27 protein-coding genes are annotated in these 25,461 nt (G+C 65.3%); 15 read left to right on the top strand and 12 right to left on the bottom strand.

Going from position 1 to position 25,461, the window contains the following annotated elements; genetic code table 11:
- Positions 1–132: 132 nt before the first annotated feature.
- Positions 133–690, bottom strand: a complete 558-nt coding sequence (locus PD284_RS07980) for an HNH endonuclease (RefSeq protein WP_274627681.1) — start codon at positions 688–690, stop codon at positions 133–135.
- 96 nt (positions 691–786) lie between these two features.
- On the bottom strand, positions 787–1,464 hold the full coding sequence (locus PD284_RS07975) for a DNA-3-methyladenine glycosylase family protein (protein WP_274627680.1): 678 nt from the start codon (positions 1,462–1,464) through the stop codon (positions 787–789).
- A 76-nt stretch (positions 1,465–1,540) separates the two neighbouring features.
- Here PD284_RS07975 and gluQRS point away from each other — a divergent pair, with 76 nt between their 5' ends.
- On the top strand, positions 1,541–2,419 hold the full coding sequence (gene gluQRS, locus PD284_RS07970) for a tRNA glutamyl-Q(34) synthetase GluQRS (RefSeq protein WP_274630567.1): 879 nt from the start codon (positions 1,541–1,543) through the stop codon (positions 2,417–2,419).
- Between the two features lie 27 nt (positions 2,420–2,446).
- Here the strand turns inward: gluQRS and PD284_RS07965 are convergent, their stop codons facing one another.
- On the bottom strand, positions 2,447–2,830 hold the full coding sequence (locus PD284_RS07965; protein ID WP_274627679.1) for a hypothetical protein: 384 nt from the start codon (positions 2,828–2,830) through the stop codon (positions 2,447–2,449).
- Between the two features lie 137 nt (positions 2,831–2,967).
- The gene (locus PD284_RS07960; protein ID WP_274627678.1) at positions 2,968–3,255 is read right to left on the bottom strand and encodes a DUF6958 family protein; all 288 of its coding nucleotides are present in this window, start codon (positions 3,253–3,255) and stop codon (positions 2,968–2,970) included.
- Between the two features lie 169 nt (positions 3,256–3,424).
- Between PD284_RS07960 and PD284_RS07955 the strand changes: the two genes are divergently transcribed.
- A complete protein-coding gene (locus tag PD284_RS07955; RefSeq protein ID WP_274627677.1) occupies positions 3,425–4,315 on the top strand; it encodes a DMT family transporter in 891 nt (296 codons plus the stop codon).
- Here the strand turns inward: PD284_RS07955 and PD284_RS07950 are convergent.
- Positions 4,282–5,133 carry a YihY/virulence factor BrkB family protein gene (locus PD284_RS07950; RefSeq protein ID WP_274627676.1) on the bottom strand — a complete coding sequence of 284 codons (852 nt, stop codon included), beginning with the start codon at positions 5,131–5,133 and terminating at the stop codon, positions 4,282–4,284. The genes PD284_RS07955 and PD284_RS07950 overlap by 34 nt on opposite strands.
- A gap of 58 nt (positions 5,134–5,191) precedes the next feature.
- Between PD284_RS07950 and PD284_RS07945 the strand changes: the two genes are divergently transcribed.
- From PD284_RS07945 to PD284_RS07925, 5 genes are all read left to right on the top strand, one after another.
- A complete protein-coding gene (locus PD284_RS07945; protein WP_274627675.1) occupies positions 5,192–6,055 on the top strand; it encodes an SDR family oxidoreductase in 864 nt (287 codons plus the stop codon).
- Positions 6,056–6,080: 25 nt separating this feature from the next.
- Complete coding sequence (locus PD284_RS07940) at positions 6,081–6,275, top strand: twin transmembrane helix small protein (protein ID WP_274627674.1); 195 nt, start codon at positions 6,081–6,083, stop codon at positions 6,273–6,275.
- Positions 6,276–6,557: 282 nt separating this feature from the next.
- On the top strand, positions 6,558–7,133 hold the full coding sequence (locus tag PD284_RS07935; protein ID WP_274627673.1) for a cob(I)yrinic acid a,c-diamide adenosyltransferase: 576 nt from the start codon (positions 6,558–6,560) through the stop codon (positions 7,131–7,133).
- Between the two features lie 25 nt (positions 7,134–7,158).
- Positions 7,159–7,929: a rhomboid family intramembrane serine protease gene (locus tag PD284_RS07930; protein WP_274627672.1), complete on the top strand. Its 771-nt coding sequence runs from the start codon at positions 7,159–7,161 to the stop codon at positions 7,927–7,929.
- A gap of 36 nt (positions 7,930–7,965) precedes the next feature.
- On the top strand, positions 7,966–8,901 hold the full coding sequence (locus PD284_RS07925) for a DMT family transporter (RefSeq protein ID WP_274627671.1): 936 nt from the start codon (positions 7,966–7,968) through the stop codon (positions 8,899–8,901).
- On the opposite strand, the gene dinB is transcribed toward PD284_RS07925, so the two are convergent.
- The gene (gene dinB, locus PD284_RS07920; RefSeq protein WP_274627670.1) at positions 8,873–10,132 is read right to left on the bottom strand and encodes a DNA polymerase IV; all 1,260 of its coding nucleotides are present in this window, start codon (positions 10,130–10,132) and stop codon (positions 8,873–8,875) included. The two genes, PD284_RS07925 and dinB, sit on opposite strands and share 29 nt — an antisense overlap.
- Before the next feature lie 292 nt (positions 10,133–10,424).
- Here dinB and PD284_RS07915 point away from each other — a divergent pair, with 292 nt between their 5' ends.
- From PD284_RS07915 to PD284_RS07895, 5 genes are all read left to right on the top strand, one after another.
- Entirely contained in the window at positions 10,425–11,171 is a 747-nt protein-coding gene (locus PD284_RS07915; protein WP_274627669.1) for an electron transfer flavoprotein subunit beta/FixA family protein, read from the top strand.
- Positions 11,172–11,194: 23 nt separating this feature from the next.
- Positions 11,195–12,124 (top strand): electron transfer flavoprotein subunit alpha/FixB family protein, encoded by a 930-nt coding sequence (locus PD284_RS07910; protein WP_274627668.1) that lies wholly within the window; start codon positions 11,195–11,197, stop codon positions 12,122–12,124.
- 287 nt (positions 12,125–12,411) lie between these two features.
- On the top strand, positions 12,412–12,753 hold the full coding sequence (locus PD284_RS07905; RefSeq protein ID WP_274627667.1) for an ArsR/SmtB family transcription factor: 342 nt from the start codon (positions 12,412–12,414) through the stop codon (positions 12,751–12,753).
- 32 nt (positions 12,754–12,785) lie between these two features.
- Positions 12,786–13,676 carry an SRPBCC family protein gene (locus tag PD284_RS07900; RefSeq protein WP_411956185.1) on the top strand — a complete coding sequence of 297 codons (891 nt, stop codon included), beginning with the start codon at positions 12,786–12,788 and terminating at the stop codon, positions 13,674–13,676.
- Positions 13,677–13,859: 183 nt separating this feature from the next.
- The gene (locus tag PD284_RS07895; protein WP_274627665.1) at positions 13,860–14,411 is read left to right on the top strand and encodes a dihydrofolate reductase family protein; all 552 of its coding nucleotides are present in this window, start codon (positions 13,860–13,862) and stop codon (positions 14,409–14,411) included.
- A 94-nt stretch (positions 14,412–14,505) separates the two neighbouring features.
- Here the strand turns inward: PD284_RS07895 and PD284_RS07890 are convergent, their stop codons facing one another.
- Complete coding sequence (locus tag PD284_RS07890; protein ID WP_274627664.1) at positions 14,506–16,134, bottom strand: MFS transporter; 1,629 nt, start codon at positions 16,132–16,134, stop codon at positions 14,506–14,508.
- 280 nt (positions 16,135–16,414) lie between these two features.
- Between PD284_RS07890 and PD284_RS07885 the strand changes: the two genes are divergently transcribed.
- Both PD284_RS07885 and PD284_RS07880 read left to right on the top strand, forming a co-directional pair.
- Positions 16,415–17,290: a 3-hydroxybutyryl-CoA dehydrogenase gene (locus PD284_RS07885; RefSeq protein WP_274627663.1), complete on the top strand. Its 876-nt coding sequence runs from the start codon at positions 16,415–16,417 to the stop codon at positions 17,288–17,290.
- Positions 17,291–17,753: 463 nt separating this feature from the next.
- On the top strand, positions 17,754–18,503 hold the full coding sequence (locus PD284_RS07880; RefSeq protein WP_274627662.1) for a F0F1 ATP synthase subunit A: 750 nt from the start codon (positions 17,754–17,756) through the stop codon (positions 18,501–18,503).
- A gap of 137 nt (positions 18,504–18,640) precedes the next feature.
- Here PD284_RS07880 and ugpC read toward each other — a convergent pair whose 3' ends face one another.
- From ugpC to tlpA, 5 genes are all read right to left on the bottom strand, one after another.
- Positions 18,641–19,666, bottom strand: a complete 1,026-nt coding sequence (gene ugpC / locus PD284_RS07875; RefSeq protein WP_274627661.1) for a sn-glycerol-3-phosphate ABC transporter ATP-binding protein UgpC — start codon at positions 19,664–19,666, stop codon at positions 18,641–18,643.
- A gap of 140 nt (positions 19,667–19,806) precedes the next feature.
- The gene (gene ugpE / locus PD284_RS07870) at positions 19,807–20,655 is read right to left on the bottom strand and encodes a sn-glycerol-3-phosphate ABC transporter permease UgpE (protein ID WP_274627660.1); all 849 of its coding nucleotides are present in this window, start codon (positions 20,653–20,655) and stop codon (positions 19,807–19,809) included.
- Between the two features lie 168 nt (positions 20,656–20,823).
- Positions 20,824–21,708: a sn-glycerol-3-phosphate ABC transporter permease UgpA gene (gene ugpA / locus PD284_RS07865; RefSeq protein WP_274627659.1), complete on the bottom strand. Its 885-nt coding sequence runs from the start codon at positions 21,706–21,708 to the stop codon at positions 20,824–20,826.
- Between the two features lie 180 nt (positions 21,709–21,888).
- Positions 21,889–23,199, bottom strand: a complete 1,311-nt coding sequence (gene ugpB, locus PD284_RS07860; protein WP_274627658.1) for a sn-glycerol-3-phosphate ABC transporter substrate-binding protein UgpB — start codon at positions 23,197–23,199, stop codon at positions 21,889–21,891.
- Between the two features lie 112 nt (positions 23,200–23,311).
- Positions 23,312–24,013, bottom strand: a complete 702-nt coding sequence (gene tlpA / locus PD284_RS07855) for a thiol:disulfide interchange protein TlpA (RefSeq protein WP_274627657.1) — start codon at positions 24,011–24,013, stop codon at positions 23,312–23,314.
- A gap of 32 nt (positions 24,014–24,045) precedes the next feature.
- Between tlpA and argH the strand changes: the two genes are divergently transcribed.
- Complete coding sequence (gene argH, locus PD284_RS07850; RefSeq protein ID WP_274627656.1) at positions 24,046–25,446, top strand: argininosuccinate lyase; 1,401 nt, start codon at positions 24,046–24,048, stop codon at positions 25,444–25,446.
- Positions 25,447–25,461 lie beyond the last annotated feature (15 nt).

Here is a 25,461-nt window from a genome sequence, read left to right as displayed (position 1 = left end):
CCCACGTGGCAGCGACCTGGATCGCGGAATGACCCGCGGCCAACAATCTGCCATGGAGGCACCAGTCGGTGAAGGCCGCAAAAGCGGGAAGCCAGACGCGCCTCGCCGCCACGCTGGAGGTGGCAGAAGCGCCTAGGGCTCCAGCTCGACGTCCCAGTAGAGATAGTCCATCCAGCTTTCGTGCAGATAGTTCGGCGGGAACAGCCTGCCATTGTTGTGCAGGTCGTGCACCGTCGGCTGGAACGGCTTCTGCACCGGCCACATCTTGGCATGGGCCGGCATCAGGCCGCCCTTGCGAAGATTGCAGGGCGAGCAGGCCGCGACGACGTTTTCCCACGTCGTGGCGCCGCCGCACCGCCGCGGTATGACGTGATCGAAGGTCAGGTCCTCGTGCGTGCCACAGTACTGGCACTGGAAGCGGTCACGCAGGAATACGTTGAAGCGGGTGAAGGCCGGATAGCGCGACGGCTTCACATAGCTTTTCAGGCTGACCACGGAAGGCAGCCGCATCGTGAAGGAGGGCGAAGATACAGAGTGCTCGTACTCGGCCACGATGTTCACGCGGTCGAGAAACACTGCCTTGATCGCATCCTGCCAGGACCACAGCGAAAGCGGATAGTAGCTGAGCGGACGGTAGTCCGCATTCAGCACCAGCGCCGGCAACGCCTCTGGCGATACGTGAACCGTCACTCCAATCGCCCTCCTCAAGGCGTCGAACCAATCGGCACTGATAGTGTAACCGCTACATGACGGGATTGTGAAGCGGTCTGCGCGTCACACCAACTGCTAAAGTTCAACCATCCTTGTGTTTTTTTCAGGGAGATTGCCCGGAGGCGCGGCATCTTTGCCGCGCATCTCGCGATAATACGCCCAAAACAACCGCGACGCGACGCCTCGCCAGGGCGACCATGATTCGGCGAGCCGGCCGAGCGCCTTGTCGCCCGGCCTCGGGTCGATGCCCAGGGCATGGCCGACCGCGCTCTGCAGGGCCACGTCCTTCGCCGGAAAAATGTCGGGATGGCCCGCGGCGAAGAGAAGATAGCACTCGGCAGTCCACGGGCCGATGCCTGGCACTCCCGTTAGCCGCGTCATCGCCGCGCCGGCTTCCAGGTGGACGACGTTCCCAAGATCGAGCCCGTCACGCACTGCCTCGGACAGCGCGATCAGCGTGCGCTGCTTCGGGCGCGACAAGCCTGCCTCGCGAAACACCTGTTCGGGTGCGCCGAGGATCGCGTCGTGCGTCAGTGGATCGAGCAGCCCCGTCAGGCGTCCGAAGATGGCGTCCGCGCTCGCCCGTGAGACCTGCTGCGACACGATGATGGAGACCAGGCTGCCAAAACCGGGCTCGGACAGGCGCAATGGCACGTCGCCGGCGCGGGCGCGAACGGGCGCAAGCCGCGGATCGAGCCGTTCCAAGGCCTCCAGCCCCTCCAAAATATCATCCTGCGTCACGATTCTGCGCATCACACGCCTTGTTCGCGCCAAGCCGGCAAAGTAGCAATCGCCAAGTTCACGAGAGCCACCCGTTTCCCGCCACATGGTGACACGTCCCGTTTTCCGATTCGCGCCGAGCCCGAACGGCGCGCTGCATCTCGGCCACGCGCTGTCGGCGATCCTCAACGCCGACATGGCGCAGCGCACGGGCGGACGCTTCCTGCTCCGCATCGAGGACATCGACATCACGCGCTGCACGCCGGAACTCGAGGCTGCGATCTATGAGGACCTGCGCTGGCTGGGGCTGCAGTGGGAGGAGCCGGTGCGCCGGCAATCCGAGCATTTCGCGGACTATGACGACGTGCTCAAGAAGCTGATCCGCGCGGAGCTGGTCTATCCCGCCTTCATGAGTCGCAGCGACATCCGGGCCTACATCTCGGAAGCCGGCGACCACGGCAAGAGCTGGCCGCGCGATCCCGACGGCGTGCCGCACTACCCGCCCGTGGACCGCAGACTTTCCGGGCGCGAGCGACGCCGGCGCATCGACGCGGGCGTACCCTTCGCGTGGCGGCTGGATGTGGATGCCGCGATCGCACGTGTCGGCCAATCGCTGGGCTGGACAGAGTTCGCGGACGAGACCCTGGCCGGCAGCTCGACCATCGCTGCGCGCCCCCAGGACTGGGGAGACATCATCATCGCCCGCAAGGAGGTGCCGACCAGCTATCACCTGGCGGTCGTCCTCGACGACGCCATCCAGGCGGTCACTCATGTCGTGCGCGGCCGCGACCTCTACCACGCCACCGCGGTGCAGCGCCTCTTGCAGGAATTGCTCGGCCTTCCGGAGCCATCCTATTACCACCACAGGCTCATGCTCGGAGATGATGGCCGCAAGCTGTCCAAAAGCTCGCGCGACACCGGGTTGCACGAATTGCGGGAGAACGGCGCCACCGGAGAGGATGTCAGGCGGCTGGTCGGCCTCGGGTAACGCGCGTTTGTCTGAGCGGCGAGATCCCTAAGCAGGCCCTACGCCATCGACTTTCGTCTGCCGCCCGCCTTCCTCGATCCTGTAATAGTCGGAGCCTATCCGAGCGTATCTGTCGCAGCGGCGTCCGCCATCCTCGAACATGATGCAGACTGTGTCGCCCGTGATGGAATAGGTGCCACCGTCTCGCACCTCGTAATCGCGATAGGCGTACCGCCTGTCGGCGAAGAAGGTGGAGACCGCGCCATAGTGGGAATAACGCAGCGACTTGCCGACGATGAGGTCCTGGAGTTCGCCGCCCGAGAGGGTCGGGACGGACGGTCTTGTTTCTGCTTTTTCGTCCGTCAGGGCGCCCGTCGCCGATTGGCACCCGGCCAGCAAAATGGCGAACAGGACGACGGCGACGCGCTGCATGCGTGCTTTCCTCGCGTAGTGAAGTTGTTCGGCGGGTGCGTGATAGACCACGTCCGCCGAGCGCTTTCAACACGCGAAGCCGGCTATCCCTCCCGGCGCAGGCGTCTCTCCACCGATTCCCGCGACTTCATACTGCTTCATACTTTGTAAAGGCGCAGCGGCCTCTCATCGGTGCGAGCAATGACATTTTTGGCTTCGAGATCGAGTTGCACGGTCTTGGCCCACCATCCCGCCCTCACCTCGTCTGGAAACAGATCCTGCGGCAGCCTCTGCGGCAAGCGCGCGTGTATCTCGGCAATGGTGAGGCCGGGCCTGGATGCCGGGACCAGCGACAGATAGGCCGAGCGCATCGCCTCATACATGGCGGCATCGACCTTCCGGGAGGAGCCGGGATGGTTGATGTTCTCGACGCTGATCTTGCTCATGGACGTCTCCTGAAGGGCCGTTTTCCTTCAAGGACGCACAACAGCTGCCATTTCCGACAGCGGCGGGGGCGATTTCCTGAAGCCACGCTGAATGGTTGCTTCAACGCTTTTGCGTTGTCTGACCGCCGCTTAACCAATATCGACGCGGCGACCTGCAAGGATCGCGTGCATGCCCGGCATCACCAGACTCATTCCACCTGCCTTTGTCCTGCTGTGGGCGACCGGGTTCATCGGCGCCCGCTACGCCATGCCGTGGTCGGAGCCGTTCACGTTCCTCGCGGCCCGCTTCCTGATCGCGGCAGCCATCCTCCTGATGCTGGCCCAGGTCCTCGCGTCCCCCCGTCCGAGCAGGCGCGAGGCGCTTCATTCGGTGATCGCCGGCGTGCTCATGCATGGCGGTTATCTCGGCGGCGTGTTCTGGGCGATCAAGCACGGCATGCCGGCCGGCATCTCGGCGCTGATTGTCGGCCTGCAGCCGTTGCTGACGGCGGTTATGGCAGGCACGCTGCTCGGCGAAAAAATCCTGCCGCGTCATTGGCTGGGCCTCGCGGTCGGGTTTGCCGGCGTGGTCATCGTCTTGTCGCCGAAGCTCGGCGTGGCGGCGAGCGGCATCTCGCTGGCGACGCTGGCCGCGGCCGTCTGGGCCGTCGTCGCGATGAGCGCCGGCACGATCTGGCAGAAGCGGCACGCCACTTCGGCCAGCATGTATTGGGGCACGTTCTACCAGTATGTCGGCGGCGCCGTGCCGATGCTGCTGGGCTCGGCGCTGTTCGAGACCCGCCACGTCGTCTGGAACGGTGAACTGCTGTTCGCCATGGCCTGGCTGGTGCTGGTGCTTTCGATCGGCGCGATCTTCCTGCTGATGATCATGATCCGCGACGGCGAGATGGCGAAGGTCGCCTCACTGTTCTACCTGGTGCCGGCCGTCACCGCCGTCATGGCCTATGTTCTGTTCGGCGAGGACCTGAGCCTCGTCCAGATCGCGGGCATGGCGATCGCCACTCTCGGCGTAGGCCTGGCGACGGCTCAGCCCGCGACCTTGGCGCGGGCGTCGAGATAGCGGCGGACCGAGGCGTTGAGCTCGCCGCCGAGGATGAAGATCACTGAGACGATGTAGAGGAAGACGACCGCGATCATGATCGAGGCGAGGCCGGCATAGGTCGTCACGTACGACGCGAAATTGTCGAGATAGGCGGCGAACACCGTCGATCCGATCAGCCAGGCGATCAGCGTGAAGATGATGCCGGGCACGATGTCGACCAGACGGCGCTTTCCGGCCGGCAGCCAGATATGCACGGCCACCAGCGCGAATACGATGACGGCGGACGCGATCACGAAGCGCCACAGCGTGATCGTGCCCATGTAGGGCTGGATCCAGTCGAACCGCGCCTCGAGGAAGCGGGCGATGAGCGGCGCGAAGACCAGCAGCACGCTGATGGCGACGAAGCCGACGGTCGCGATCAGCACGAAGACGATGCTTTGAGTGCGCCGGAACCAAATCGAGCGCGTCTCGACCACGCGGTAGGCGCGGTTCAGCGACGTGCGCAAGGCCTCGACGCCATTGGATGCGAAGAAGCCGGCCAGCGCCACGCCGAAGGTCAAGAGGTCGCCGCGCTGCACGGTGAGCACGTTGACCACCTCGCGCGCGATCGGCGCTGCGATCTGATCGGGCCATGTGTCGAAGACCAGATGCACGGCCGTTTCGGCGAAGGCCTGCGCGCCGAGGAAGCTCGCCAGCGTCGTGGCGAAGATCAGGAAGGGGAACAGCGCCATCAGGGCGGAGATCGCGAGGTGACTGGCCATCGCCCAGCCGTCGTCGTCGTTGAAATGTCCCAGCGCGTCTCCGAGGACACGCCGGAGAGCGACGATCTTCCGCATCACTGATGTGCTCGTTCGATTGTTTCGCGGCTGCGAATATGGGAAGGCTTTCGCACAAATGGCAAGTTCCGCGGAAGAGGCAGGGGCGAAGGAAACTGTGCGCAGCATCATCGTCACCGGCGCCTCTTCCGGAATCGGGGCGCACTGCGCGCGCGCCCTGAAGCGCGACGGCTGGCGGGTTTTTGCCACTGCCAGGAAGCCTGAGGATATCGCTGCGCTCGAGGCAGACGGCATCGAGGCCTTCTATCTCGATTATGCCGAACCCGAATCGATCGCAGCACTCGTGGACGCCGTGCTCGCCCGCACCGGCGGCACGCTGGACGCCCTCTACAACAACGGCGCCTACGCGCAGGCCGGCGCGGTCGAGGACCTGCCCGTCGACGCGCTGCGCGCGCAATTCGAGGCAAACTTCTTCGGGTGGCACGACCTGACCCGCCGGCTCGTTCCGGTGATGCGCGCGCAGGGCCACGGCCGCATCGTCCATTGTTCCTCGATCCTTGGTCTCGTGCCGGTAAAATTCCGCGGCGCCTATTCCGCGTCCAAGCACGCCATCGAGGGCCTGATGCTCTGCATGCGGGCGGAACTCGCCGGCTCCGGCGTCACCGTGTCTTTGATCGAGCCGGGCCCGGTCGCCTCGAAGATCGCCTCCAACGGGCTGGCCTATTTCGAGCGCAACATCGATCACGAAAACTCGGTGCACAGGGTCGCCTACCAGGCGCAACTGGCGAGGCTGCGCGGCGGCGGCGCCAAATCGCGCTTCAAGCTTGGTCCCGAAGCCGTGTACAAGGTGGTTCGCCACGCGCTGGAGCACCCGCGACCACGGCCCCACTACGTGGTGACGACGCCCGCCAGGATCGGCGTCATCCTCAAGCGCATCCTGCCTGCGGCCATCTTCTACCGCCTGATGGCGTCGCAGGGCTGAAATTGGATCAACTGGAAGAATTCACATGGCAACCGTGTTCAACATTCTCGCGATCGTGTTCATGGTCGCCGTCGTCATCGTGCTGGTGCGCGGCCTGATCAACCTGATGAAGGGCGGCTCCGGCAACACGTCGAACAAGCTCATGCAGATGCGCGTCTTCCTGCAGTTCATCGCGCTCGTGCTGATCCTGCTGGCGGTTTGGTTCAATCGGGGAGGATGATCCCGGCGTCTCCGGTGCTGACGCCACGCCCGCTTCGGCACTCCTCTGGCAAATCGAAACGGCGAGGGATGCCAATCCGGCGCGGATCGCTGGCCTGAAATAGCGATCGCCATCCGTGATCGCACCATCCGCGCCTCCCAGGCGCACTCTGCAGCGGCAGGGGCCGGTGCAACCTGGGTCCTCCCCGTTTACGGGGACGGGGGATCATGCGAAGCATGGTCGAGGGGCATCTCCACCGTGAAGGCTGAACATGCTCGCGTCGTACAGAGGAACGAAGTCCGCATGGTCAAGCTGAACAAGATCTACACCCGCACCGGCGACAAGGGCACGACGGGGCTGGGCAGCGGCGAGCGGCGCTCCAAGGCCGATCTCAGGATCGAGGCCTTCGGCACTGTCGACGAGGCGAACTCCTGCATCGGCCTGGCGCGGCTGCACACGGCGACCGAGGCTCCCGCCATCGACGCCATGCTCGCCGGGATCCAGAACGATCTCTTCGACCTCGGCGCCGACCTCTGCATGCCCGACGACGGCAAGCCGCTCGACTACGAGCCGTTGCGCGTCGTCGCCTCGCAGGTCGAGCGGCTGGAGGCCGACATCGACCTGCTCAACAAGGAAATGAAGCCGCTGAAGTCGTTCATCCTGCCGGGCGGCTCGCCGGCGGCGGCAGCTCTTCACCTCTCCCGCACGGTCGCCCGCCGCGCCGAACGGCTGATGGTGGCGCTGGCTGCGAAGGAACCGGTCGGCCCCGACGCACTGAAATACATAAACCGCGTATCGGATTTCCTTTTCGTGGCGGCCCGGGCCGTCAATGACAACGGAAATGCCGACGTGCTATGGGTGCCCGGAAAGAACCGGTGACGCGGCTCGGGGGCAAGGCCGGCAGATGTTCATTCCGCTGCACGACGCCAACAGCCTGAAGCGCATCAGGTTCCAGTACGTCACGATCGGCCTGATCGCGGCAAACGTCCTCGTCTACCTGCTGACCACGCTAAGCACCGAGGAATTTCAGGTCGCCGCCGTACTGAGCCTGTCCTACATCCCATCCGTGGTGTTCGACTTCGCCGAACTGCCGCCGGAATACGCTCTCGTTCCCGAGGACCTTACCTACGTCACCTATGCCTTCCTCCATGCCGACCTCTGGCATCTGGGCGGCAACATGCTGTTCCTGTGGGTGTTCGGCGACAATGTCGAGGATGCGCTGGGGCACTTCCGCTTCCTCGTGTTCTACCTGCTCTGTGCGGCCGCCGGCGCGTTGTTTCATGGCTTTATGCTGCCTGTCTCCGAGGCGCCGCTGATCGGGGCCTCCGGGGCGATCGCCGGCATCGTTTCCGCCTACCTGATCCTGCACCCGCGGGTAAAAGTCTGGGTGCTCGTCTTCGGCCGCATCCCCCTGCGCATCCCCGCCTACATATCGCTCGCGCTGTGGATCCTGTTCCAGCTGGTCATGTTCGCCGTCGGCGGCGAGGACCAGGTGTCATGGGGCGCGCATGTCGGGGGCATCCTCGCCGGCGCGGTCCTCGTCCTGATCCTGAGGCGTCGGGACGTGCCGCTCTTCGACAGGGAGATGGTGACCCCAAGGGCGCTCGTCGAGAATCAGACAAGCCCGCCGGAGCCGGTCCAGACGCGCCCTGCGCCGCGCTGGGGCAGACAGTAGGTTCCAACTCTCACCCCCCTCTCCTCAACGCACGCCATGCTCCACTCCCCCCACCCTCTCCGCGGTCCGCTGTTCATGTTGCTGGCGACCGGCTTTTATGTCGTCAACGACACCATGATGAAGCTCGCCACCGAGGCGATGCCGCCCTACCAGGTGCTGATGCTGCGCGGCGTCGCCGGCCTGTTCTGGGGCCTGCCGCTGGTGCTGATGCTGGGTTACGGCAGGTCGCTGCCCAAGATATTCAACCGCCGCGTCCTGCTGCGCAACATGGCCGAGACCGCCGGCGTAATGTGCTTCGTGGTCGCGCTCGCCAACATGCCGATCGCCGACGCCACCGCGCTCGGCCAGATCACGCCGCTGATCGTGCTGATCGGCGCGTCCCTGGTGCTGCGCGAGCGCATCGCCGGCGTCACCGTAGCGCTGATCGCCGTCGGCTTCGCAGGCGCGCTGATGGTGGCCCAGCCGACCGGCGAAGGTTTTTCGGTCTATGCGTTGCTGGCGCTCGCCAACGCCGTGCTCTGCGCCGTGCGCGACCTCGCCGGCCGCCGCATCGACGCTTCGGTTCCTGGCATGATCGTGGCGCTATCCGCCGTGCTCGTCGTGTTGGTGGGCGCGGCGATCGGACATCTGCTGCTGGAAGAATGGGCGACGCCCGGCCTGCGCCACGTCCTGCTCCTGGGAGCGGCGGGCTTGTTCCTGAACTTCGGCCATTTCTTCATCTTCATGGCCTACCGCGTGGGGCCGACCGGCGCGGTCGCGCCCTTCTTCTACGCCTTCACGGTCTGGGCGGTGATCTCGGGTTTTGTGGTGTTCGGCCACCTTCCCAACCCGCTGGCGCTGGCGGGCATCGCCTTGGTCGTTTCCAGTGGACTTCTGATTGTCTTCCTCGATGACCGCCGGCGGCGTCTTGGGCCGGCATCGCAAGTCGCCTCATCGCCCGCGATCACAACTCCCGCTCCGCCAGCTCCCTGAAGGCGTCAGGCACGGAGTGCGGCGTTTCCAGCGCCAGCGGCCCGTAGCCGACGGCGTCAGAACCGAAGCGCGCGCGGATCTTGTCGACCGCGCGGTCGGCCGACCAGCGGGCGGCGCCGCGACGGGTTCCCGGCCGCCGGGCCTCGTCCGCGAGGCCGAGCGGCAGCTCCAGCTGCAGCGCCCACTCTTTTTCCAGATGGGAGACCGAGACGGCGAGGAGCGAGATGGTCCGTTCGCGCGGATGCCGCGCGAGCACGCTCCAGACCAGTTCCTCGGCGATCTCGGCAAGCGTCGCCGTCGCTGAGACCGGCTGGTCCAGACTGATCGCATGGGTGACCGCGCTGAGGTCGGCGAAGCGCACGCGCACCGTCACCGTGCGCCCGGAAAGGGACTTCGCCCTCAGCCGGCTGGCTACCCGATCCGCGAGGTGCAGGATGGTCGGCCGGATGATGCGCGGCGCCGCGGGCTTCTTGCCGAGAGCGGATTGCGCACCGGCCGAGCGCGCCGAACGATGGGTTTCGATGGCCCGCGGGTCGCGGTTCCAGGCAAGCGCCGAAAGCTTGCCGCCCGCGGCTGGGCCGAGCACGCGCTCAAGCGACCAGCCCGGGGTGTTCGCAAGCTGGCCAATGGTCGAGACGCCCAGTTCCCCGAGCTTGGCGCGGGTTGCGGGTCCCACGCCCCACATCAGTTCGACGGGCAGGCCGTGCAGGAATTCGAGTTCCGTTTCCGGCGCGACAACCACCAGCCCGTCGGGCTTGGCCACCTGCGAGGCGATCTTGGCCAGGTGCTTGGTTCTCGCCACGCCGACGGAGATCGGCAAGCCGATCTCGGTCCGCACGCGGCGGCGCACCTGATGCGCGATCGCCTCGGGCGAGCCGAACAGATGTGTGCAGCCCGCGACGTCGGCAAAGGCCTCGTCGATGGAGATGCGCTCCACCAGTGGGGTGAAATCCCCGAGCACGCCGATCGCGGCGTCGCCGAGTCGCTTGTAGTGTTGAAAATTGCCGCCGACGAAGATCAGGCCGGGACAAAGCTCCCGCGCCTTCCGGCCGGGCATCCCGCCGTGCACGCCGAAGGCCTTCGCCTCATATGAGGCGGCCAAGACGACACCGCCGCCGACGGCGACCGGCCTGCCGCGCAGCGACGGATCGAGAAGCTGTTCCACGGATGCGTAAAACGCGTCGAGGTCGGCGTGGAGGATGGTGGCTTGCGAATCCTTATCGCCCGTCACGCCAGCCTCCTGTTCCGTGGGCAATCGCAGAACATACAGAGAACACGATTGATCCACTGTCAAGAACGCCAAACCCCGGACCGGTTCGGGAAGGCAGAATTTCAACCGGTTTGAACGGCGCGACCGTATTGACGCTTGCCAAAGCGCTCACTAGAGCAGAGCCCAACCATCGTCGGCTCTGCTGCCGGCAAGCCGCACCTAGGTGTCCGTTCCGGCGCAGGCATGTCGGCACTCGACAAGCCGACAGAGCCGACGCTAGGACGGCCCAGTTTCCATCGGAGAGGTCAAGCGCATGAAAGTTCTCGTCCCGGTCAAGCGGGTAGTCGATGCGAACGTGAAGATCCGCGTCAAGGCTGACGGCTCTGGCGTCGAGCTGGCCAACGTCAAGATGTCGATGAACCCGTTCGACGAGATCAGCGTCGAAGAGGCGATCCGGTTGAAGGAGGCCGGCAAGGTCGAGGAGATCGTGGTGGTCGCGATCGGCCCGGCGCAGGCGCAGGAGACGCTTCGCACGGCGCTCGCCATGGGCGCCGACCGCGCCATCCTGGTCAAGGTCGACGGCGAGGTCGAGCCGCTCGGCGTCGCCAAGGTGCTGAAGGGCGTGGTCGAGGCGGAGAAGCCCGGCCTGGTCATCCTCGGCAAGCAGGCTATCGACGACGACGCCAACCAGACCGGCCAGATGCTGGCCGCGCTGCTCGGCTGGGCGCAGGGCACGTTCGCCTCCAAGGTCGAGATCGAGGGCGACAAGGCCAAGGTCACCCGCGAGGTCGACGGCGGCCTGCAGACGGTCGAGCTGAAGCTGCCGGCGATCGTCACCACCGACCTGCGCCTGAACCAGCCGCGCTATGCGTCACTGCCCAACATCATGAAGGCCAAGAAGAAGCCGCTCGACGAGAAGAGCCCGTCCGATTTCGGCGCCGACGTCGCGCCGCGCCTCAAGGTCCTGAAGACCGAGGAGCCGGGCGGCCGCAAGGCGGGCGTCAAGGTGAAGGACGTGGCCGAGCTGGTCTCGAGCCTCAAGTCCGCAGGCGTCATCTGAGCGATCGGGAAAGGAACACGAACATGGCAATTCTCCTCATCGCCGAACACGACAATTCTTCGCTGTCGGACCAGACCGCCAAGGCGCTGTCGGCGGCGCTGCAGATCGGATCGGACGTCGACGTGCTGGTCGCCGGCAAGAACGCCAAGGCGGCGGCCGACGCCGCATCGAAGCTGAAGGGCGTGCGCAAGGTTCTGCTGGCCGAGGCCGACGCGCTCGCCGAGCGCCTGGCCGAGCCGCTGGCCGCCACGGTGGTGGCGCTCGCCGGCAACTACGACACCATCGTGGCGCCGGCCACGACGTCGGGCAAGAACGTCGCGCCGCGCATCGCCGCCCTGCTCGACGTGATGCAGGTCTCCGAGATCACCGAGGTGGTCTCGGCCGACACCTTCAAGCGTCCGATCTATGCCGGCAACGCCATCCAGACGGTGCAGTCGACCGACGCCAAGAAGGTCGTCACCGTGCGCACCGCCTCCTTCCAGGCCGCCGGCGACGGCGGCGCGGCGCAAGTCGAGACGGTCGCTGCGGCGGCCGATCCCGGCCTCTCTTCCTTCGTCGAGAACAGGCTGTCGGAGAGCGACCGCCCGGAACTGACCTCGGCCAAGATCATCATCTCGGGCGGCCGCGCGCTGGGCTCCTCGGAAAAATTCCAGGAGGTCATCCTGCCGGTCGCCGACAAGCTGGGCGCCGCCGTCGGCGCCAGCCGCGCCGCGGTCGACGCCGGCTACGCGCCGAACGACTGGCAGGTCGGCCAGACCGGCAAGGTGGTCGCGCCGCAGCTCTACATCGCGGTCGGCATCTCCGGCGCGATCCAGCATCTCGCCGGCATGAAGGACTCCAAGGTCATCGTCGCCATCAACAAGGACGAGGAAGCGCCGATCTTCCAGGTCGCCGACTACGGCCTCGTCGGCGACCTGTTCACCATCCTGCCGGAACTCGAGAAGGCGCTCTAAGGGCGCTCCCGCGACCCTGCAGCAGTCAACAGAAATCCGAAAGGCCCGCCGCGCAACCGGCGGGCCTTTTTTGTTGGGCGGCAGAAGCCTGGCGGCCTCGCGTCGAACGCCGCAGATCGGTGGTTAACGGACCGCGCCTTGGTGCTTTGACCCTCTCCATTGTCGGCGTCGCGCCGGGTAACGGAAGCCACCTGCTCCAAGGGCTCGGCGTACTCGGGCTGAAAACACTTAGCAACTTGGCGAAGTTTTCTCTTGCGTCCCCGATAGATTGCGCCATACTTAGCATTATGGCTAAGCATGATCCCGATCTCTCCCTGCTCTTCCACGCGCTCGCCGACCCGACACGCCGATCGATGCTGACCCGGCTAGCTGAAGGGCCTGCGCGGGTGACGGATCTGGCTGGCCCCACGGGGCTGCGCCTGCCCACGGTGATGCGGCACCTTTCAGTGCTGGAGGAGGCAGGGTTGATCGCCACGTCCAAGGACGGACGGATACGCACCTGCGCCATTGTGCCCGAGGCCCTGGATCCGGCGCGCACATGGCTCGATGACCAGCGGGCCATCTGGGAAGCTCGCCTCGACCGGTTGGACGAATTTGTGATGAACGTGATGAAGGGATGCGCAGAATGACACTGAACACGGATGCAGGCAGCACGACCCCCATGGGCCTCGATGACAACAGGAACCGTTTTGCGACGCTGACCTTCGCGCGGGACGTGGTCGCGCCGGCGTCGGTGCTGTGGCAGGCCTGGACGGCTCCGGCCGCGCGGGCAGTCTGGGCCGCGCCCACTCCCTCGGTCACCGTGGAGTTCCTCGAGGCCGACACCCGGATCGGCGGACGCGAGGTCTCGCTCTGCAAGGTCAAGGGGCAGCCGGACATCCGCTGCGAAAGCGGCTGGCTGGAGCTGCAGCCGGAGGTGCGCAGCGTGAACTACGAGGTGGTCTCGTGCGAGGGCGTGACGCAATCGGCAGCGCTGGTGACGGCGGATATCTCAGGCACTGGCGAGCGCAGCCGGCTTGTCTTGACCGTGCAGCTTTCCTCGCTGGCAGAGGATATGGAGGCCGGCTACCGGGCAGGCTTCGGTGCCGGCATGGACAACCTCGCGAGCGCGGCCGAGCGCACCATGGTGCTGCAGCGGGTGATCCGGGCGCCGCGATCCGTCGTGTGGGCTGCGTGGATGAACCCCGAGACGCTGCCGCAATGGTGGGGGCCTGATGGTTTCTCCTGTCGCACGCAAAAGATCGACCTGCGAAGCGGCGGCCAATGGGTATTCGACATGATCGCACCCGACGGCACGGTCTTCCCGAACCACCATCTCTATGGCGAGGTCCGGCCCGAGGAGAGGATCGGCTATGCGCTGCTCTGGGGCGAGAACGGGCCGAAGCATGCCGACGCCTGGGCCTCGTTCGAGGATCAGGACGGCGCGACGAAGGTGACGCTGGGCATGGTGTTCAGCACGGCTGCGGAATTCCAGGACGCGAAAGGCTTCGGCGCGGTGGAGCTGGGACTGCAAACCCTGGGCAAGCTGGAGCGCTTCGTCACATCCCGCTGAACGCTGCGGTTTCCGCTTCGGGTTCGAAGCGGGCTTGCGGACGAGGTCCTTCATCCATGTCGCGTCCGTCCTCATCGACGGCGGCGACCGCTTGTCACCGGGAATGCGGGGACAAAGCGCGAGCATGCGCTTCGCGGCATAGGGCCGAGAATTCACGAAGAGATACACGAGGAGGAGTGTTTCATGAGAAAGCTGATCATATGGGACATGGTGACCGTCGACGGCTTCTTTGAAGGTCCCGACAGGGACATCAGCTGGTTTGCCTTCGAGGAAGAACTCGAGAACTATATTCGTGAGACCCAGCAACAGGCCGACACCCTGATCTTCGGCCGCGCGACCTACGAGATGATGGCCGCCTATTGGCCGTCCGCGCAAGGCTGGATCGCGGACTTCATGAACGGCATCGAGAAGGTGGTCTTCTCGCGGACGCAGAAGAGCCCCCACTGGAATAACACCAAGCTCTTCAACCGCAATGTCGCGGAAGAAGTCCCCAAGTTGAAGGCCAGCGACGGCGGAGACATCTTCGTGTTCGGCAGCGCCGATTTCACGGCGACCCTGATGGAGCATGGCCTGATCGACGAGTATCGCCTCGGGATCAATCCCGTCATCCTCGGGAGAGGCACGCCGCTCTTCAAGGGTAGCCCGAACCGGATACCCCTGAAGCATCTGCAGACCAGGACCCTCAAGTCGGGTGTCGTCATCCTGCACTACGCCCCGGCCGCGGAGGCCGCCTAGAGCGTAGGCCATTCTGACGAGAGCAAGTTCGCTGCTCGATCGGTTCTTAGCCGCATGTGTGCGACGCCAGGCGATTCCGTCAGCAGCAAGATGCCTAATGAATCTCAGGCGTCTCCTTGAGCGGCATGTCGTCCTGGAGCGGCACCGTCTGCCGCTCGATCATGCGGTGGACGCGCGGACTTTCGGGACCGCGGTGGAGCTTGAGCAGGCGCTGGGTAACCTCGGCGTCCGCATGGGTGCGGCGCTGGTTATGGCGCACATATTCGACCCAGGTCGGCACATGGTAGCTCTCCGTCCAGATCTCCGGATTCTCGAGATCGCGCAGCAGTACCCATTGCCTCGCGCCGTCGCGGATGCGAATGCGCCGGCGGTCCGCCATCGCGGTGAGGAATGCAGGCACATCCTCCTGCGCGATCCTGAAGTCGACCATGATCATGATCGGTCCGCTGCGCGCCTTGAGGTCGAGCCTGAGTTCGGGCTCCCTGAACTGATCGAGCGGATTGAGGTTGAGGGAACTAAACTCGGGCAGCCGGAACCATAGGCCCACGACCGCAGCCAGAACCAGTACGACGCCAGAGCCGACCAGGGCCAGGCTCGCGCCGTGGACGTCGGCGACCGCGCCCCATAGCCAGCTGCCGGCCGCCATGCCGCCGAAGGTCGCGGTCTGGTAGAGCGACAGCGCCCGCCCGACCACCCAGCGCGGCGTCGACAGCTGCACGGTGACGTTGAACAGCGACAGCGCCAGCACCCAGCACGCGCCGACCGGCAGGAGCAGGAGGTGGCTGAGCCATACCTCTCTGCTGAACGCCAGCAGCACGCAGCTCGCCGCAAAGCCGAGGCTCGCCAGCCGCACGATGGTTTCGTTGCTCAGCCGCTCGCGCAAGCTGGAGTTGAGCAGCCCGCCACCGATCGCGCCTATGCCGAAGCTGCCGAGCAGACTGCCGTAGGTCAACGCGCCGCCGACAAGGAGTTCGCTCGCCACGAGCGGCAGCAAGGCGAGGATCGCCACCGCAGCAAGGCCGAACAGGAAGCTGCGCAGCATCACCGTCAGCAGGTTGGGCGACATGGCGATGTAGCGCAGACCCGCGGCGACGGCCCTCCCGAAGCTTTCGCGCGGCAGCTTGCTCACGGCGTAGGCGGGCTTCCAGCGCAACAGCGCCACGATCAGCGCGACATAGCTTACGGCGTTCAGGATGAAGGCAGCCGCCGCTCCCGCGGTCGCCACGATGATGCCGCCGATCGCCGGGCCGACGCTGCGCATCAGATTGAAGCCCATGGCGTTGAGCGTGACGGCCGCTGCCAGGTCTTCGCGCGGCACCATGTCCCCCATGGAGGCCTGCCAGGACGGATTATGCAGCGCGGTGCCGCAGCCGATGACGAAGGTGATGCCCAGCATCAGCCAGGGCGTCAGCAGCCCCTGCACGGCAACGACCGCCAGGACCACGGACGCGAGCATCATGATGACCTGTGCCGTCAGCATGATGCGGCGGCGGTCGAAATTGTCGGCCAGGGCCCCGCTCGCCAGCGAGAACAGCATGATCGGCAGCGTCGTCGCGCCCTGCACCAGCGCCACCATGCTCTTGGAGTCCGTGATGGTGGTCATCAGCCAGCCGGCTCCCACCGCCTGCACGAGACCGCCCAGGTTCGAAATGAGCGTGGCGCTCCACAAGGTGCGGAAGTTCTGATGCTGGAACGGAGCGAGCGTGGGGCTTCTTTGGAGCAATTCTCGTCTTCCCTGCGAGGCCGGGCGCCCAGCGTAGCGTGCGTGGCGCGACCTGATCCGGCATACCCCTTCGGAGCGGCGCTGCCTACTATCAATGCGGATATCGGCCGCATCCGAGTATCTTCGTGCGCGACGAGGCGGCTAGGCGCAACACTCGCTTTGACATTGGCGCAAGCGGCGCGCAAAATTGCCCGCGCCGGGGTAGACGAAGTGTCACGGCTCTCCTAGTGTGCGCCGCACAATACCTGGGCGGAAGCGCCCTGACGGGATGTGTGAGCAGATGAAGATCGAGACGGTGGGCATTGTCGGGGCCGGCCAGATGGGCGGCGGCATCGCGCATGTGGCGGCGATGGCGGGTTACAAGGTCCTGCTCTTCGACATCTCTTCGGACCGCATCGAAAACGGCATCGCGACCATCAGCGGCAACATGGCCCGCCAGGTCTCCTCGGGCAAGCTTGAGGACGCAGTGCGCCAGCAGGCTCTCGCGCGCATCAGCGGCGTCGCCGACATGGAAGGGCTCGCCGGCGCGGACCTCGTCATCGAGGCGGCGACCGAGGACGAGACGATCAAGCGCAAGATCTACGGCCAGCTTTGCCCCAAGCTGAACCCGACGGCGCTGCTCGCCACCAACACCTCGTCGATCTCCATCACCCGTCTTGCCGCGCAGACCGATCGGCCGGAGCGGTTCATCGGCATCCACTTCATGAACCCCGTGCCGGTAATGAAACTGGTCGAGCTGGTGCGCGGCATCGCCACCGAGGATACGACGTTCGAGGCCGCCAAGGCATTCGTTACCAGCCTCGACAAGACCGTCACCGTGGCCGAGGATTTTCCGGCCTTCATCGTCAACCGCATCCTGCTGCCGATGATCAACGAGGCGATCTACACGCTCTACGAGGGCGTCGGCACGGTCGAGGCTATCGACACCGCGATGCGGCTCGGCGCCAACCATCCGATGGGGCCGCTGCAGCTCGCCGACTTCATCGGCCTGGATACCTGCCTGTCGATCATGCAGGTGCTGCATGACGGCCTGTCGGATTCCAAGTACCGACCCTGCCCGCTCCTGGTCAAATATGTCGAGGCCGGCTGGCTGGGCCGCAAGGCCGGCCGCGGTTTCTACGACTATCGCGGAGAGCATCCGGTCCCGACCCGCTAAGCTTTGGCCGCCACCACCACTGGCGTCGCCTGTAGCCTCTGCACCATTCGCAGGACCCTGGCGGAGAGCGCCAGCGTTCCGCGCAGGACACGCGACCTGTCCGGAAGCGCATAGCCCATCGGCAGGCATTGAGCGCGTCCGATCTTCGCAGAAACGACAAGCCTGGACAGCCGTCAACGCCCCCAAAGCGCCCGTTGCCGCACACGGGAGGGCTTCGAAAACCGCACTGCGGGCCTGCCTCCCCCTTCTGCCGACGACCGCTGTTCGTGGCTTCCGGCAGCCCTTTGGGTGCGCTTCGGCAAGTCGGCGCTCTTGGTATGCGAGTTGGCCGAAGTCTTCCTCGGACGGAGGCCGCTTCCGGGCTTGAAAAGTGGCGGCGTCTCCGGTAACCGCAACCCAAGCACGGGACGACCCGTGCCATTGCCTATGCCGGGGACGACCCCAACCAACCTAGGGGATCGCCGTGGCCGGACCTATCGAACAATTCGAAATCAAGCCGCTCTTGGCGCTTGCCGAGATCGGCGGCGTTGAGCTGAGCTTCACCAACTCGTCCGCCTATATGGTGCTGACCGTGGTGTCCGCGGGCATGTTCCTCCTGTTCTCGACCTCGGGCCGCGCGCTGGTTCCCGGCCGCTGGCAGTCGAGCGCCGAACTCCTCTACGAATTCGTCGCCAAGACATTGAGTGACAATGCCGGCGAGCAAGGAATGCGCTTCTTCCCGCTGGTCTTCTCGCTGTTCATGTTCATCCTGTTCGCCAACGTGATCGGGATGTTCCCCTACGCCTTCACGGTGACCAGCCACATCCTCGTCACCTTCTCTCTGGCGATGCTGGTGTTCCTGACGGTGACGCTCTACGGCCTGTACAAGCATGGGCTGGGCTTCTTCCGGCTGTTCCTGCCTTCGGGCATTCCCCTGGTGCTAGCGCCCATCATCATCCCGATCGAGGTCGTCTCCTACCTGTCGCGCCCGATCAGTCATTCCGTGCGTCTGTTCGCGGTCATGCTAGCCGGCCACATCACGTTGAAAGTCTTCGCCGGCTTCATCGTGGACCTGAGCAGCCTCGGCGCGCTCGGGGTCGTCGGCGCCATCGCGCCGCTCCTGATGACCATCGCGCTGACGGCGCTGGAGCTGCTGATGGCGGTGATCCAGGCCTACATCTTCACCATGCTCACCTGCATGTACCTGAACGACGCGCTGCACCCCGGCCACTGAGACGCAATTCGCGCCCGTCACCTGCGGCCACGGCAGGCGGACGTCCAGATCTTTTCGACGAGGAGCCTCATTCCGGTGAACGGAGTGGGGCTCTTTCGCTTTGAAGGAATGTCTTCCGCGGACGGGAAGCTGGACGTCTAGCCTATCCGTTTACCGGCAGCGTCGAACCAGTGCAGCTTGCCTGGCTGGGCGCCGATGGTGAGCCGGTCGCCGGGATTTGCGGCCGAGCGGCCCGGGACGCGCACCACCAGCCTCTCGCCACCCGCCATGCAGTAGAGGAAGCTCTCCGCGCCGACCGGCTCGACGCCTTCGACAGTGGCCTCAAGCGTCAGCGCGCCGTCTGCCTCGGGCCCGCCGATCACGGCGTCCTCGGGCCGGAAACCGAGCGTTGCGGCGCCCGCCGCCGCCGGCGGTAGCCCTGCCCCGTCGGCCGGCAGCAGGTTCATCGGCGGCGCGCCAATGAAACTCGCCACGAATGTCGAGGCCGGCTTCTCGTAGATGTCGAGCGGCGCGCCGGCCTGCTCGACCACGCCGGCATTCATCACCACCAGCGTATCGGCGAGCGTCATCGCCTCGAGCTGGTCGTGAGTGACGTAGACGCTGGTGACGTCGAGCGACCGCTGCAGGTTCTTGATCTCGACCCGCATCTGGCCGCGCAGCTTGGCGTCGAGGTTGGACAGCGGCTCGTCGAACAGGAAGACCTTCGGGTTGCGCACGATGGCGCGCCCCATGGCGACGCGCTGGCGCTGGCCGCCGGAGAGCTCGCGCGGCCGCCTCTCCAGGAGGTGCGCCAGTTCCAGCGTCTTGGCCGTCTCGCGCACGCGCCGATCGATCTCGTCCTTCGGCGTGCCGCGGTTGCGCAAGCCGTAGGCCATGTTGTCGTAGACGTTCATGTGCGGGTAGAGCGCGTAGTTCTGGAACACCATGGCGATGTCGCGCTCGGCCGGTCCGACGTCATTGACCACCTTGCCGTCGATGGAGACCGAGCCTTCCGTGATGGATTCCAGTCCCGCGATCATGCGCAGCAGCGTGGACTTGCCGCAGCCCGAGGGGCCAACCAGGACGCACAGCGACCCGTCCGGAATGGCGATGGAGACGCCCTTCACGGCATGCACATTGCCGGCATAGGTCTTCTGGACGTTGTTCAGATCAACGGTGGCCATCTATTCACCCGAACCACATTCTACCGACGCGTGGGCCATACGCCCCCTCCACCACGCTTCGCGTGGTCCCCCTCCCCCGTTTACGGGGGAGGGGAACCGCCGAAGGCGGTGGAGGGGGCGTGGCTGAATAGTGAGCACCTTCACTTCTCCGTCTCGATCAGCCCGCGCACGAACCAGCGCTGCATTAGGACGACCACGACGATGGGCGGTACGATGGCGAGCATGGCGGTGACCATGACGAGGTGCCATTCGGTGTCCGCGTCGGCGAAGGACACCATCTTCTTCAGTGCGATGACGATGGTGTTCATGTCGTTGCGGTTGGTCATCAGCAGCGGCCAGAGATACTGCGTCCAGCCGTAGATGAAGAGGATGACGAACAGCGCCGCGATGTTGGTGCGCGACAGCGGCAGCAGGATGTCCCGGAAGAAGCGCCACGGGCCGGCGCCGTCGATGCGCGCCGCCTCCACGAGTTCGCCGGGGATGGTGAGGAAGAACTGGCGGAAGAGCAGCGTGGCCGTGGCCGAGGCCATCAGCGGCAGGGTCAGGCCGGTATAGGTGTCGATCAGGCCGAGATCGACCATCACCTTGTAGGTCGGCATGATGCGCACCTCGACCGGCAGCATCAGCGTGATGAAGATCAGCCAGAAAAAGGTCATCCGGAACGGGAAGCGGAAGAACACGATCGCGTAGGCGGACAGGATCGAGATGACGATCTTGCCGATGGCGATGGCGAACGCCATCACGGTCGTGTTGAACAGCAGCGTCCAGACGTTGACGCCGCCGATGCGGCCGACGCCGCCGAACAGCGCTTCGTAGTAGTTGGCGAAGAACTCGCGCCCGGGCACCAGCGGCAGCGGCGGACGCAGGATGGTCTGCAGCGTGTGGGTCGAGGCGACGAAGGTGTAATAGATCGGGAACGCGACGATCAGGATGCCCAGGATCAGCACGATGTGGGCGACGACGCCGCGGATGCGGGACTGGCCGATCATGGTTCACCTCCCCCTTGAGGGGAGGTCGGCGGGCGAAGCTCGCCGGGTGGGGTAGGTCCGGCAGCGCGGGGCGTTTCCTCCCCCCTCGAGGGGGAGGTGGCGTCTGAGGTGCCCCCCTCTGCCCGCTTCGCGGGCATCTCCCCCTCAAGGGAGGAGAAAACCCTGGCGCTACCCATAGTGCACCTTCCTCTCCACGTAGCGGAACTGCACGGCCGTCAGCGCGATCACGATGGCCATGAGGATGACCGACTGGGCGGCCGAGTCGCCGAGGAGCTGGTTGAGGGCGCCGTCGCTGTAGACCTTGTAGACCAGCGTCTCGGTCGCCTTGCCGGGACCGCCGCCGGTGACGGCGTGGATGATGCCGAAGGTGTCGAAGAAGGCATAGGTCGTGTTGATGACGAGCAGAAAGAAGGTCGTCGGCGCCAGCAGCGGGAAGACGATGGTCCAGAAGCGCTTCGTTTCGCCGGCGCCGTCGATCGCGGCGGCCTCGATGAGCGTCTTGGGGATCGCCTGCAGCCCCGCGACGAAGAACAGGAAGTTGTAGCTGATCTGCTTCCACGCCGCGGCGGCGACGACCAGCACCATGGCCTGGTTGCCGTTGAGCAACGGGTCCCACGCCACGCCGAGCCAGCGCAGCGCCACGGCCAGCGTGCCGATCGACGGGTTGAACAGGAACAGCCAGAACATGCCGGCAATCGCCGGCGCGACTGCATAGGGCCAGATCATCAGGGTGCGATAGAAGCCTTTGCCGCGCACCACGCGATCAGCCATGACCGCAAGCAGCAGCGCAACCGACATGGCGACGAAGGCCGTCGAGACGGAGAAGACTACCGTCACCTTGACGGAATTCAGATAGTTCGGGTCCGCTAGAACCTTCTCGAAATTGGCGAACCACACGAATTTCGACCGCAGCCCGAATGGATCCTCCCGGAGCATCGACTGACGGATCGCCTGGCTGGCCGGCCAGTAGAAGAACACCAGCGTGATGGCGAGCTGCGGCGCGACCAGCAGGTAGGGCAGAAGCTTGTTGGGGAAGACGATGCGGGGTGTCATCGCCTGTCCTCCCCCCTTGAGGGGGAGGTGCCGCCGAAGGCGGCGGAGGGGGTAGCCAAAGAAGGAACCTCCATTACGACGCTGAAGGAGAAAGGCTGGCGCACTGCCGCTGCCACCCCACCCGGCCGCTTCGCGGCCACCCTCCCCTCAAGGGGGAGGGAGCCGCCCGCGACGCCGGGATCAGTTCCCGATCGCTTCCTTGATGGCGGCGTTGCCGCGCGAAACGATGTTGTCGAGCGCCTGCTGGGCGGTCTGGTCGCCGGCCAGCATCTTCTCGTACTCCTCGTTCATGATGTCGCGCACCTGCGGCAGGTTGGCGAGGCGAACGCCCTTGGAATTCTCCGTCGGAGCCTTGCCCATCATCTGCTTGATCGGGATCTCGCGCGCCGGGTTCTTCTCGTAGAAGCCGTCGGCTTTGGTCTTCTCGTAGGCCGCCATCGTCACCGGAAGATAGCCGGAGACCTGATGCAGGCGGGCCTGGATGTCGGTCTGCGACAGGAAGTTGAAGAACGCGGCCACGCCCTTGTACTCCTCGTCGGACTTGCCGCCGAAGACCCAGAGGCTGGCGCCGCCGGGGATGGTGTTCTGCGGGGCGCCCTGCACGTCCGCATCGTAGGGCAGGCTGCCGGTGCCGTAGTTCATGCCGGACTTCACGATGTCGCCGAGACCGCCGGACGATTCGGTGAAGATGCCGCATTCGCCGGCGAGGAAGATCTGCTTGGCCTCGGAGGTGCGGCCGCCGTACTTGAAGGTGCCGTCCTTGGCGAGGTCCGCCAGCGCCTGGAAGTGCTTTACGAAGACCGGCGAATTGACCTTGAGTTCGACGTCAAGGGCGGCGATGCCGTTCTCGTTGGTGCCCCACTGTTGGTTGTTCCAGGCCGCGAAGTTCTCGGTGTGGATCCAGGTCAGCCAGGTCGAGGTGAAGCCGCAGGGAGCGGCGCCGCTCGACTTGATCTTCTTGGCTGCCTCGAAGACCTCGCCCCAGGTCTTCGGCGGGTTGTCGACGTCGAGCCCGGCCTTCTGGAAGATGTCCTTGTTGTAGTAGAGGATCGGCGACGACGAGTTGTACGGGAAGGACAGCATGGTGCCGTCGGGCTTGGAGTAATAGGCGACGATGCCCGACAGGTACTGGCTCTTGTCGAAGGCGGAGCCGCCCATGGAGATCACGTCGGCCACCGGCTTGATCGCCTGCTCCGCGGCCATCATGGTGCCGGTGCCGGCGTCGAAGACCTGCATGATGTGCGGAGCCTGGCCCGCGCGGAAGGCGGCGATGCCGGCGTTGAGCGTCTCGGGATAGGTGCCCTTGAAGACAGGCGTGATCTTGTAGTCGCTCTGGCTTTCGTTGAATTCCTTCGAAAGCTGCTCAACGACCTCGTTGTTGGCGCCGGTCATCGCATGCCACCATGAAATCTCGGTTGCCGCATAGGACGCAGACGCCGAGAGCAAGGTGAAGGTCGCAGCCATACCGACCGCAAAGCCCTGGAATTTCATCGTTTTCTCCCGTTTATTCATTGGCGAGGTAGGTTCGCGAACGGGAGTATCGGCGGAATATGACAGCCCGACAACCGATTTGTTGCAGGCTGGTGAAAAGCGTTTCTTGCTTTTAGTTAGTCGGCGCTTCGGACGTCTCGCCCATCGCCGCCGTCAGGAACGCCTTGGCGTCGGGCCCCGACCAGTGCGCCGGTCCATTCATGTTCGCCAGCAGGCACCCGTCCTCGTCGATGAGGAGCGTGACGGGCAGCCCGAGCGCCAGTCCGCGGGTCTTCAACTCGTTGAAGATGTCCATGGTGTTGTCGCGGTAGGAGGCCAGCGACTGCACCTTGATCTCCTCCAGGAACTTCTTGGGCTTCGTGTCGTCGCCGGTATCGACGTTGATCGCCACCACCTCGAATTCGTCGCCGCCCATGTCCTTCTGCAGTGCGTCGAGGGCAGGCATCTCCTCGCGGCATGGGGCGCACCAGGTCGCCCACAGATTGATGAGCAAGGTTTTTCCGGTCCGGTCCGCGAGCGTCATCGGCGCATCGTCCGGTCCGTTGAACGCCAGCGTCTTCAGCGATTGCGGGGGATCGGCCGGAAGCATCGCCGCCACATCGCCCTTTGCCGACGCGGCCACCGCCTTGGCAAGGTCCGCCCTGGCGGCGCACTTGTTGTCGCCGGCATCGACGACGGCCTCGCCAGCCGATGCAGTCGGGTTGCCAGAGCGCGGCTCGGTGACATATACCGCCACCGCACCGGCCAGGATGCCTGCCACCGCGGCTGCCACGATCAGTTTCGGGGCGGGCAAGAGTTTCTTCGGGTCGGCCATTCTTCTTGTTCTCCAGCCTTCCGGTTACCACGATGAGCGACGCCAAGACCAGCAACCAGATGTGGGGTGGCCGTTTCGCCGCGGGCCCGTCAGCAATCATGGAAGCGATCAATGCCTCCATCGGCTTCGACAGGAAGCTTTACGGCCAGGACATCAGAGGATCGCTCGCGCATGCCGAGATGCTGGCCGAAACCTCCATCATTTCGAAGGCGGATCAAGAGAAAATCGCTCACGGGCTGAACACGATTTTGAAAGAGATCGAGGACGGCAAGTTCACCTTCTCGACCCGCCTCGAAGACATCCACATGAACGTCGAGGCGCGACTTGCCGAACTGATCGGACCGGCCGCCGGACGCCTGCACACCGCGCGCTCGCGCAACGACCAGGTCGCGGTCGATTTCCGCCTCTGGGTCAAGGACGAGTTCAACCGCGTCGCGGTCGCCCTCAAGGGTCTGATCGCCGTGTTCCTGCGCCGCGCGGAAGAGCATGCCGCAACCGTGATGCCGGGTTTCACCCATCTGCAGACCGCGCAGCCGGTGACCTTCGGCCATCATTGCATGGCCTACGTGGAGATGTTCGCGCGCGACCTCAGCCGCGTGCGCGACGCCATCGAGCGCATGGACGAGAGCCCGCTGGGCGCCGCCGCGCTGGCCGGCACCGGCTTCCCGATCGACCGGCACATGACCGCGAAGGCGCTCGGCTTTCGGGAGCCCACCCGCAACTCGCTCGACAGCGTCTCCGACCGCGATTACGCGCTGGAGTTCCTGTCGACAGCGGCGATCTGCGCCACCCACCTGTCGCGGCTGGCGGAAGAGATCGTCATCTGGTCGACGCCGCAATTCGCCTTCGTCCGGCTGTCCGATTCGTTCTCGACCGGCTCCTCGATCATGCCGCAGAAAAAGAACCCGGACGCCGCCGAACTGGTGCGGGCCAAGACCGGCCGCGTGAACGGCCATCTGATTGGGCTGCTCACCGTCATGAAGGGCCTGCCGCTGACCTATTCGAAGGATATGCAGGAGGACAAGGAGGCCGTCTTCGACGCCGCCGAGACGCTCGATCTCATGCTCGCCGCCATGACCGGAATGGTGGGCGACATGACCGTGAACGAGCCGGCCATGAAGAAGGCTGCCGGCTCCGGCTATTCCACTGCCACCGACCTCGCCGACTGGCTGGTGCGCACGCTCGGCCTGCCCTTCCGCGAGGCGCACCATGTCACCGGCCGCGCCGTGGCGCTTGCCGAGCAGAAGAAGGTCGGCCTGGAAAAGCTCAGCCTGGACGACCTGAAGTCGATCCACGACGGCATCACCGACGACGTGTTTTCGGTGCTCGCTGTCCAGAACTCGGTGAAGAGCCGCAAGTCTTTCGGCGGCACCGCACCGGCCGAGGTGCGCCGGCAGATCCGCTACTGGCAGAAGCGGCTGGCCAAGGCTTAGCCGCACGGCTCCCGC

The organism is Mesorhizobium shangrilense, assembly GCF_028826155.1.
In the GTDB taxonomy this organism is placed as follows: Bacteria; Pseudomonadota; Alphaproteobacteria; order Rhizobiales; family Rhizobiaceae; genus Arvimicrobium; species Arvimicrobium flavum.
The sequence above is the reverse complement of the archived record's forward strand: the minus strand, read 5'-3'. Positions and strand labels throughout refer to the sequence as shown.

Bases quoted from the DNA above. Each gene is read 5' to 3' on its own strand.
- ugpA (WP_274627659.1), bottom strand. From the start codon at position 21,708: ATGACACCCCGCATCGTCTTCCCCAACAAGCTTCTGCCCTACCTGCTG.
- PD284_RS07955 (WP_274627677.1), top strand. From the start codon at position 3,425: ATGCCCGGCATCACCAGACTCATTCCACCTGCCTTTGTCCTGCTGTGG.
- ugpB (WP_274627658.1), bottom strand. From the start codon at position 23,199: ATGAAATTCCAGGGCTTTGCGGTCGGTATGGCTGCGACCTTCACCTTG.
- PD284_RS07885 (WP_274627663.1), top strand. From the start codon at position 16,415: ATGAAGATCGAGACGGTGGGCATTGTCGGGGCCGGCCAGATGGGCGGC.
- PD284_RS07940 (WP_274627674.1), top strand. From the start codon at position 6,081: ATGGCAACCGTGTTCAACATTCTCGCGATCGTGTTCATGGTCGCCGTC.
- PD284_RS07895 (WP_274627665.1), top strand. From the start codon at position 13,860: ATGAGAAAGCTGATCATATGGGACATGGTGACCGTCGACGGCTTCTTT.
- PD284_RS07900 (WP_411956185.1), top strand. From the start codon at position 12,786: ATGGGCCTCGATGACAACAGGAACCGTTTTGCGACGCTGACCTTCGCG.
- PD284_RS07915 (WP_274627669.1), top strand. From the start codon at position 10,425: ATGAAAGTTCTCGTCCCGGTCAAGCGGGTAGTCGATGCGAACGTGAAG.
- PD284_RS07910 (WP_274627668.1), top strand. From the start codon at position 11,195: ATGGCAATTCTCCTCATCGCCGAACACGACAATTCTTCGCTGTCGGAC.
- PD284_RS07965 (WP_274627679.1), bottom strand. From the start codon at position 2,830: ATGCAGCGCGTCGCCGTCGTCCTGTTCGCCATTTTGCTGGCCGGGTGC.
- PD284_RS07925 (WP_274627671.1), top strand. From the start codon at position 7,966: ATGCTCCACTCCCCCCACCCTCTCCGCGGTCCGCTGTTCATGTTGCTG.
- PD284_RS07975 (WP_274627680.1), bottom strand. From the start codon at position 1,464: ATGCGCAGAATCGTGACGCAGGATGATATTTTGGAGGGGCTGGAGGCC.
- ugpC (WP_274627661.1), bottom strand. From the start codon at position 19,666: ATGGCCACCGTTGATCTGAACAACGTCCAGAAGACCTATGCCGGCAAT.
- argH (WP_274627656.1), top strand. From the start codon at position 24,046: ATGAGCGACGCCAAGACCAGCAACCAGATGTGGGGTGGCCGTTTCGCC.
- PD284_RS07930 (WP_274627672.1), top strand. From the start codon at position 7,159: ATGTTCATTCCGCTGCACGACGCCAACAGCCTGAAGCGCATCAGGTTC.
- PD284_RS07905 (WP_274627667.1), top strand. From the start codon at position 12,412: ATGGCTAAGCATGATCCCGATCTCTCCCTGCTCTTCCACGCGCTCGCC.
- PD284_RS07950 (WP_274627676.1), bottom strand. From the start codon at position 5,133: ATGCGGAAGATCGTCGCTCTCCGGCGTGTCCTCGGAGACGCGCTGGGA.
- PD284_RS07935 (WP_274627673.1), top strand. From the start codon at position 6,558: ATGGTCAAGCTGAACAAGATCTACACCCGCACCGGCGACAAGGGCACG.
- PD284_RS07960 (WP_274627678.1), bottom strand. From the start codon at position 3,255: ATGAGCAAGATCAGCGTCGAGAACATCAACCATCCCGGCTCCTCCCGG.
- ugpE (WP_274627660.1), bottom strand. From the start codon at position 20,655: ATGATCGGCCAGTCCCGCATCCGCGGCGTCGTCGCCCACATCGTGCTG.
- tlpA (WP_274627657.1), bottom strand. From the start codon at position 24,013: ATGGCCGACCCGAAGAAACTCTTGCCCGCCCCGAAACTGATCGTGGCA.
- PD284_RS07945 (WP_274627675.1), top strand. From the start codon at position 5,192: ATGGCAAGTTCCGCGGAAGAGGCAGGGGCGAAGGAAACTGTGCGCAGC.